The organism is Micromonospora tarensis (assembly GCF_016803395.1).
In the GTDB taxonomy this organism is placed as follows: Bacteria; Actinomycetota; Actinomycetes; order Mycobacteriales; family Micromonosporaceae; genus Micromonospora; species Micromonospora tarensis.
Map to the genome: position 1 here is coordinate 1 of NZ_JAEVHL010000271.1, position 8,139 is coordinate 8,139.

Below are 8,139 nucleotides of genomic sequence, written 5' to 3' on the forward strand. Positions count from 1 at the left end.
TCCGGCCCGCCCGCACCGGGGCGGCCGACCGGGGGTCGTGGTGCCCGAACGCGTGGCCACCCCGACCCGATCGGCGCCGCCGACCAGCTCGCTGCGCCGCTGGCTGTTCCAACACCAGGTGCAGCCGCCGGGACCCGAGACCACCGAGGGGCAGAACCGCCGGCACGCCTGGTGGCAGGTGATGTGCCTGACCGGCGTCGACTACTTCTCCACCCTGTCGTACCTGCCGGGCATCGCGGCGGTGGCGGCCGGCGCGCTCTCCCCGCTGGCGACCCTGCTGATCGTGGGGCTCACGCTGTTCGGGATGCTGCCGATGTACCGGCGGGTGGCCCACGAGAGCCCGCACGGCCAGGGCTCGGTGGCGATGCTGGAGCGGCTGCTGCCGTTCTGGCGGGGCAAGATCTTCGTCCTGGTGCTGCTGGGCTTCGTGGCCACCTCCTGGATCATCACGATCACCCTCTCCTCGGCCGACGCCACAGTGCACCTGCTGGAGAACCCGTACCTCCCGGACGTCCTGCACCGACCCCTGGTCCCGGTCCTGGTCACCGTGGTGCTGCTGCTCATCCTCGGCGGGGTGTTCCTGCTCGGCTTCCGCGAGGCGGTGGTCGTGGCCATTCCGCTGGTCGCGGTCTTCCTGGTGCTCAACGCGGTGATCGTGGGGGTCGCGGTGGCCCGGATCGTCGGTGACGCGGGCATCGTGTCGGACTGGACCGCCGCCCTGACCAGCAGCGGCGGACCGGGCCACGTGCTGTTCACCGCCGTGCTGGCGTTCCCGCTGCTGGTGCTGGGGCTGTCCGGTTTCGAGACCGGGGTCAGCATGATGCCCCTGGTCGCGGCGGACGGGCCGGACAAGCAGGCCCGCCTGGCCGCCCGGATCCGCAACACCCGCCGGCTGCTCACCACCGCCGCGCTGATCATGTCGGTCTACCTGATCTCGACCACCTTCGTGACCACGGCGCTCATTCCGGCGGAGGAGTTCCGGCCGGGCGGCGCCGCGAACGGACGGGCGCTGGCGTTCCTCGCGCACACCTACCTGGGTGAGGTGTTCGGCACCGTATACGACGTCAGCAGTGTGCTCATCCTGTGGTTCGCCGGCGCCTCGGCGATGGCCGGGCTGATCAACATCGTGCCGCGCTACCTGCCCTCGTACGGCATGGCGCCGGAGTGGGCGCGCGCGGTGCGCCCGGTGGTGATCGTCTACACCGTCGTCAGTGTCGCCATCACCATCGCCTTCCGAGCCGACGTCAACGCGCAGGCCGGGGCGTACGCCACCGGGATCCTGGCGATGATGGTGTCCGGCGCGGTGGCGGTGACGATCGCGGCGGCCCGTCGGCACCGGCGCGGGCCAGCGCTGGGCTTCACCGTGCTCACCCTGGTGCTGCTGTACGCGCTGCTGGAGAACGTCATCGAACAACCGGACGGGATCACCATCTCCGCGCTGTTCATCCTCGGCATCATCGTGGTCTCGTTGGTCTCCCGGGTCACCCGGACCACCGAGCTGCGCGCCGAGCGGATCGAGTTCGACGAGCCGGCCCGCCGGTTCATCACCGAGTCGCTGGCGCACGACGGGCAGCTGCACCTGATCGCGAACAAGCGGCAGAAGGGGTCGGTGAAGGAGTACACGCTCAAGGAGCGGGCGCAGCGCGGGATGAACCCGGTGCCCGGGGCCGCGGACGTGCTGTTCCTGGAGATCGAGGTGGTTGACCCGTCGGAGTTCAGTCAGGTGCTGCGCGTGCACGGGATCGAGGTGGGGGGTTTCCGGGTGTTGCGGGCCAACAGCCCGGCGGCCCCGAACGCGATCGCCGCGATCCTGCTGGCCCTGCGGGACGCCACCGGGGTCCGGCCGCACGCGCACTTCGAGTGGTCGGAGGGGAGCCCCATCGCGCACCTGGCGCGCTATCTCATCCTGGGTCGCGGAGACACCCCGCCGGTGGTGCGGGAGATCATCCGCCGGACCGAGCGAGATCCGCTGCGGCGGCCGGGCATTCATGTCGGCGGGTGAGTGTCGTCCCGGTCTGACGCCGCTCAAAGATGAATAAGGGCACTATTCACGTTCACCCCTTCCTGTCCGTATTTCGAACCTATCGTGACGTTTGGTGGCCGGCGGTACGTCGAGCCCCCCGCGCCCGGATCGGCGCGGACACGTCACGCAGGCAGGAAGGTAGGCACCGTTGATGTCCACGAACCAAGAGGGTGACCGCGCGACCCGACCCAGACGGCGGTCCCGGTGGTTCTTAGCCAGTGGCTTGCTGGCGGGCAGTTTGGTCGTGGGAGCGGCCGGGGTGGCCGGCGCGGCGGCCGCCGCCGACCGCGCCCTCACCCTGCCCGGGCTGGGCCGGCTGACCCCGGCGGCCGGCAGTCACGACGACAGCCGGGCCGGCGACGGGCGCAGCCCGAACCCGAGGACGCCCAGCGGTCCGGTCCGGCCACCCCGGGTACCGGCAGGAAGAGCGTGGTGTCGGTGCCGTGCGACGCCGCGAAGCTGGTGGCGGCGTTGGTGACGGCCAACGCCGAGGGCGGCGCGGAACTCCGCCTCGCTCCGAAGTGCCGCTACACCCTCACCGAGGCGTTCCACGAGACCGACCAGTACGACGGTGGGATCCGGGACGCACGGGAGGCGGCCGATGCCGCCGAGACTCCCGGCGACGCCGACGCGCCGCCGCACAACCCGGCCGACGACACCGCCGGGCTGCCGGTGATCTACCAGCCCATCACGATCGACGGCGCGGGCGCCACCATCGCCCGCGACGCCCAGGCCGCCGCGTTCCGCTTCTTCACCGTCCGCGACGGGGGCGAGCTGACCCTGCGGGACCTGGAACTGCACAACGGGCGCTCCGCCATCGAGGGCGGCAGCCTGCACGTGGTGCACGGCGCCACCGCCGTGGTGGAACGGGTCACCGTCACCCAGAGCACGTCGCTGTCCCCCGAGGGTGGCGGTGGGGGCATCTTCAACGACGGCAACATGGTGGTCACCGACTCCACGTTCGTCGGCAACAGCGCCTCCGGCGCCGCGGGCAAGGGCGGGGGCCTGCTCAACGGTGGCGTCCTGACGCTGAAGCGCTCCGAGTTCCACCACAACAGCGCCAACGGGTACGGCGGCGGGCTCGGCAACTACCGTGGCGCGGCCGACGTGGAGAGCGTCTCGTTCACCCACAACAGCGCCGGCCGGGGCGGCGGCCTGGCCAGCTTCTCGGCCCGGACGAAGGTCTTCGACACCGAGTTGCTCAACAACACCGCACAGGTCGGCGGCGGTGCCGCGAACTCCGACGCGGTGCTGGTGATGCGCGGGATGACCATCCGCGGCAACACGTCCACCGTCAGCGGTGGCGGCATCTCGACGGTGAAGGGCCTCACCCCGCTCGACGACAGCGTGGTCGACGGCAACACCACCCACGGCCTCGGCGCCGGCATCTACGCCGAGAAGGCCAACCTGCTGGTCCGCGGCAGCGACGTGACAGGCAACGAGGCGTCGGCGCCGCGTCGGAGGGCGGCGGCATCTACGCCACCGCGGGGTCGGTGGCGCTCTACCGCAGCAAGGTCACCCACAACGCGTCGACAGTGCAGCCCGGCGGCATCTTCGCCTCGCACGCCCAAGTCAAGATCGACGACGAGAGCGTGGTCGTCGAGAACGAGCCGACCAACTGCGCGGGCAGCCAGGTGCCGGTCGCGCACTGCTTCCGCTGAGCGGACCCGGGTACCCGTCCCGAGCGCGCCGACGAGCCGCCCCGACGATCCGTCGGGGCGGCTCGCCGGTGTGACGTGGTCAGTCGACGGCGTGGTCGGCCCGGCCGGTGGGCGAGCCCGACGGCTCAGCCGGCCGCGCGGAGGCGGCCGGCGAGTTCGCCGGCGAAGAAGTCGAGGAAGCCGTCCGGGTCGGGGCCGGCGTTCTGCAGGACGATGTGGTCGAAGCCGGCCTCGACGTACGAGCGGACCTTGGCGACGTGCACCTCCGGGTCGGGGCCGACGGCGAAGAGCTGTCGGATGTGTTTCTCCTCGACGTGCGCGCTGGCCGCGTCGAAGTTGACCGGGTTGGGCAGTTCGCTCATCACCTTCCAGCCGGTGACCAGCCATCGGCTGGTCTGCAACACCGCCTGGACCGCCTGCCGTTCGTCGGTCGCCCAGGCCAGCGGAACCTCGGCGTAGCGGGGGCCCGAGCCCCGCGCGCGCCGGTAGTGCTCGACGATCGACGCGTCCGGCTCGGTGGCGAACAGTCCGTCGCCCAGCTCGGCGGCGAGTCGGGCCGACTCCGCGCCGCTGGCCGCCACCGCGATCACCGGCGGGGTGTCCGGCAGGTCGAAGATCCGGGCGTCCTCCAGTTGCAGGTGTCGGCCCTCGTACGACTGGTAGCCGCCCTGCCAGAGCAGTCGGATGATCTCCAGGGCCTCGCGTAGGCGTTCGTGTCGGCCCCGCACGCTGGGGAAGCCCCGCCCGACCACGTGCTCGTTGAGTCGCTCGCCGGCGCCGACCCCGAGGGTGAACCGGCCGTCGGAGACCAGCGCCATGGTCGCCGCGGCCTGCGCGATGATCGCCGGGTGGTAGCGGACGGTCGGGCAGGTGACGCCGGTGGCCAGGCGCAACGTGCTGGTCCTGGCCGCGATGGCGCCGAGCACGCTCCAGGTGAAGGACGAGTGGCCCTGCGCGTCCAGCCAGGGATGGAAGTGGTCGCTCATCTCGACGAAGTCGAAACCCGCCCGCTCGGCCAGGACGGCCTGTCGGATGATCTCCTGTGGGCCGTACCCCTCCGAGGCCAGCTTGTAGCCGATCCGCATAGCCGCGCTCCCGACGTCGTCCGCTGACTGCCGCCCGGTCGGTTCCCGGGCTCGACACCGACAAACGCCCGAAACCCCGCACCCCAGCCTCCTAGGACGCCCTACCGGGTGTGACGCGCGCGCCCCGTCCGCCGGGGCATGATCGACCCGACCTCCCGGAAACCGCGCTCATCGACGGGGCAGCACACCCCGATCTCCATGAACCCGGGTCGATCACGGCTGGTCCGTGGACACGCAGCGGCCCGTGCCCCTGGACCAGGGGCACGGGCGGCGTTCGGTTGTCCTACTTGGACGGCTCGGGCAGCTTGCAGTCGACCTTGGGGTTGGCGCCGATGTAGTTCAACGGCCCGGCCACGATGGTGACCAGGATGGTGCCGGCTTCGGCGCAGTTGGTGTCGTCGCCGCTGTAATAGCCGCGTTGGCCGGCGGCGATCGCGCCGATCAACAACCAGATCACGACGATGACTCCGAGAATCGACGTGCCGCGCATCGCTGCCTCCTGGGTATGTGGTGGATTTGAGGTGCAGCCGTTGTACCCAATCGGGTCGCGCCGCTAACGGTGGTGCGTCACCACCCCGGGTCGTCCGTCCGGCCGATGCTGTCCGCCGTTGCGTACCGTCCAAACATCCGCCGCCCGCACCGGGTAGCGCGGGCCGGCTATCGGATCGCCGACCGACCTCGCCCTCGCGCCGGTCGATGGACGTAGAACTGCCTCACGGCCCCCGCCGAGGAGGACTCATGGACGCCCCGACACCGCCCCTGTACATCGACTGTCCCGAGGACGTCGCGGTCGCGGCCCGCGCGTTGGCGGGCGGCGCGGTCGTCGCGGCGGCGTTCGCCAACTTCTACGCCATCGTCACGCGCCCCGACGCGGCCACCGTACGCCGGGTCAACCTGGCCAAGGGTCGGCCGGTCCACCAGGTCGGCAGCGTCACCACCGCGATCGGCCGGATTCCGGGCATGTTCGACTGGACGCGGATCTCACCGCGGTTGCCGGTCGGCCGGGTTCGGGCCCTGATGGATTCCCTCTACGCGGCCGGGCCGTTCGGCTTCCGGGGGCCGGCGGCGGAGCGGCTTCCCGAGCATCTCACCCAGGTCGACCAGGGGCTACGGACCACCCAGGTGATCGCACCGGGCCTGACCTGCCCGTCCAACGCCTTCCTCGCGCGGGCGCTCGCCGAGACCGGCTCGGACCACCTCTACATCACCTCGGCGAACCGGTCCCGGCATGTCACCGGCGCCGCGGAGGAACCGGCGCACTGGAAGGCGGGAGGCGTCGCCAGCGACTTCGCCCACCTCGACGACCTGGTGGTCCTGCTGCACCGGGACGAGGCGGCGGCCCGCGCCGCGTACCCGGGCTATCTGGCCACCTCGGTGACCCTGCTGTCGTTCCACGCGCCGGTGGGTGACCTCGAGGAGCCGCCGGTGCTCACCGTCGATCGGCACGGATCGCTGCACCTGGACGACGTCCGCCGCGCCGCCGCGCCGCTCGGCCTGCAGGTGCGCCTGGCGGGCGCGCGCGGCAACGGCTGCGGGTCCGGGGTACGCCGGGCGCTGGTGTGAGCGCCCGCCCCGCTCGCCGCTCGCCCACCGGCGTCGCGGCGGTCGGTTCAGTGCGGCGGGGAGGGGACCTCCGGCGGCTTGCCGTGGCTACGCCGGAAGTCCGCGTACGCCACGCCCACCAGCACGAGCAGGGCACCGAGGGAGGCGACCAGCGGCGGCACGTACCACAGGGCGGGGGCGATGGCCAGCAGCGCCAGCACGCCGCCGGGTCGGGACCACGAGATCCGGCTGAACACCTCGTACTCGAAGGAGGCCCGGCCGGCCAGGAACAGCGCCGGTCCGCCGAGGATCACCGCCAGCCAGGCCGGTGGGGTCCGTCCGGTCGGTTCGTGCAGCACCAGGTCGAAGCCGGACGCCGTGGTGACCACGCCGGCGATCATCAACAGCTGGGTGTACGGCGCGCTGAACAGGAACCTGCTCGGTGACCGGGAGGCCTGGATGGCGGTCGGCAGCAGCTCGCCTGACTTGTGGACGTAGATCCGCCAGAGCAGCAGGGTGGTCAGGAACGCCACCGCGAACGCGCCGATGTTCTCGGCCTCGTTGTGCTCCATGCTGAACATGGTGCCGATCGTCAGGATCGCGTCGCCCAGCGCGATGATGAAGAACTGCTGATAGCGCTCGGACAGGTGCTCCGCCGTGACGTTGCGCTGCTGCTCCGGCACCACCCCGAGCCCGGGCACCGGGTACGCGAGCCGAAAGCCGATGTAGTCGATGCCGAGCGCGATGGCCCAGCAGGCGAGCCGGGCGTCTCCGCTGACGAACGCGCCGATCAGCCACGGGATCGCCGACACCACGAACCAGAGGAAGATGCGGGCCGCCCGGCGCTGGGTCTGTGGTTCGCGGCGTACGGCCGGCATCAGGAACAGGCCGCGCCCCAGATGGATCGCCACGTAGGTGCCGGCGAAGACGAGCCCCCGGTCGTTGAACGCGTGCGGGATCGCGGTGGTCATCAGCAGCACGCCGAACATCACGGCGCTGATCAGCAGCTTGATCTCGGTACGTTCCGGGTCGTACAGGTCGGTGACCAGGGTGGTGATCGCCCAGGTCCACCAGACGGCAGCCAGCATGATCAGTGCCTGCCCGGCCTGGTGCCAGTCGACTTGCTCGACCAGGTTGCGCGAGATGAGGGCCAGGGCGACCACGTACACCAGGTCGAAGAAGAGTTCGAGCAGGGTCACCCGGCGCGGGCCCTCCGGGTCGCGCACCGGAGGGCGGTCGTCCCGCGGCGATCCGGGCTCCGGCGCGCTGAGGTGCACGGGTCACTCCTGCGGAACCGGTCGACTCGATGGACCCCTCCGGCCCACTCTCAACGGACGGTAACGATCGGTCGACCACCGGTGCCCCGGATTCCCCGGTCGTCCCCCGACAGGGTGTTCCACTCGGGTTTCGGGAAGTCGGGGTGTCCGGCCCGGCGGGAAGCCCTGACTTTCCGGAATGTCGAGTCGACCACCGTGCTGTCCCGGCCGACGTCGGGCCGGGGACGGCGCCGCGCCGCGACGACCGAGCCCCCGGCGGCGTCGCGCTGGACGGCGCCGGGGGGCTCGATGTGCTACGTCAGACCTGGTCGCCGTTCGGCAGCACCGCGGCCATCTCGTCGGCGGCCCCGGCGAGCACCCGGGCCTGCTGCGGCCAACTGGCCAACCCCGGTGCGGCGCGCAGACCGGCGGACCGGATCAGGTCGCGCAACGCCGGCTCGTCCGACTCGCCGAGACCTGGTCGCCGTTCGGCAGCACCGCGGCCATCTCGTCGGCGGCCCCGGCGAGCACCCGGGCCTGCTGCGGCCAACTGGCCAACCCCGGTGCGGCGC

Annotated in this window: 5 protein-coding genes and 2 pseudogenes; 3 read left to right on the forward strand and 4 right to left on the reverse strand. The window is 71.6% G+C overall.

Features of this window, described 5'->3' with window-relative positions:
* The first annotated feature begins 37 nt into the window (after positions 1-37).
* Both JM949_RS30900 and JM949_RS39400 read left to right on the forward strand, forming a co-directional pair.
* On the forward strand, positions 38-2,002 hold the full coding sequence (locus tag JM949_RS30900; protein WP_309232412.1) for an APC family permease: 1,965 nt from the start codon (positions 38-40) through the stop codon (positions 2,000-2,002).
* A 172-nt stretch (positions 2,003-2,174) separates the two neighbouring features.
* Positions 2,175-3,684 (forward strand): annotated as a pseudogene (locus JM949_RS39400) (hypothetical protein).
* 125 nt (positions 3,685-3,809) lie between these two features.
* Here JM949_RS39400 and JM949_RS30910 read toward each other — a convergent pair.
* Entirely contained in the window at positions 3,810-4,769 is a 960-nt protein-coding gene (locus tag JM949_RS30910) for a TIGR03557 family F420-dependent LLM class oxidoreductase (protein ID WP_203151645.1), read from the reverse strand.
* A gap of 283 nt (positions 4,770-5,052) precedes the next feature.
* On the reverse strand, positions 5,053-5,259 hold the full coding sequence (locus JM949_RS30915; protein WP_110566517.1) for a hypothetical protein: 207 nt from the start codon (positions 5,257-5,259) through the stop codon (positions 5,053-5,055).
* Between the two features lie 248 nt (positions 5,260-5,507).
* Here JM949_RS30915 and JM949_RS30920 point away from each other — a divergent pair, with 248 nt between their 5' ends.
* Positions 5,508-6,332, forward strand: coding sequence for a hypothetical protein (locus JM949_RS30920; RefSeq protein ID WP_203151647.1), 825 nt, complete (start codon positions 5,508-5,510; stop codon positions 6,330-6,332).
* 47 nt (positions 6,333-6,379) lie between these two features.
* Here the strand turns inward: JM949_RS30920 and JM949_RS30925 are convergent, their stop codons facing one another.
* Complete coding sequence (locus tag JM949_RS30925; RefSeq protein ID WP_203151649.1) at positions 6,380-7,588, reverse strand: low temperature requirement protein A; 1,209 nt, start codon at positions 7,586-7,588, stop codon at positions 6,380-6,382.
* Between the two features lie 298 nt (positions 7,589-7,886).
* Positions 7,887-8,042: pseudogene (locus JM949_RS38710) on the reverse strand (helix-hairpin-helix domain-containing protein); the annotation flags it as partial.
* Between the last annotated feature and the right edge of the window lie 97 nt (positions 8,043-8,139).